The following is a 438-nucleotide window of genomic DNA, read 5'->3' as shown; positions in this document are numbered from 1 at the left end:
AGCACCGCCATCGGGATCAGCAGCATCGCGGCCTCGGTGGGCGTGAGTCCGCGCGCCGTCTGCAGGAAGAACATCATCGGCAGCGACATGCTCGTGACCGTGAAGCCCACCGCGGCGATCGCCACGTTCGCGCCGGAGAAGTTGCGGTCGCGGAACAGCCCGAGCGGCACCAGCGGTTCACTGCGCGTCCGTGCCTGCTGCACGATGAACAGCGCCAGCACCACGACGCCCGCGATGATCAGGCTCCACACCGAGATCGGCCCCCAGATCACGCCCCAGTCGAACTTCTCGCCCTCCTGCAAGCCGAACACGATCAGGAACAGCGCCACCGCGCTGAGCACGACCCCGACGAGGTCGAAGCGGTGCGGGTGCGTCTTCAGGCGCGGCACCAGCATCCACGCGAGCACGAACGCCACCACGCCCACCGGCAGGTTGACG

Annotated in this window: 1 pseudogene; it reads right to left on the bottom strand. The window is 68.3% G+C overall.

Features of this window, described 5'->3' with window-relative positions:
• Positions 1-438: pseudogene (locus KE671_RS22610) on the bottom strand (hypothetical protein); the annotation flags it as partial.

This window comes from Citrobacter amalonaticus (assembly GCF_018252635.1).
Classification (GTDB): Bacteria; Pseudomonadota; Gammaproteobacteria; order Enterobacterales; family Enterobacteriaceae; genus Citrobacter_A; species Citrobacter_A amalonaticus_E.
The sequence above is the reverse complement of the archived record's forward strand: the minus strand, read 5'-3'. Positions and strand labels throughout refer to the sequence as shown.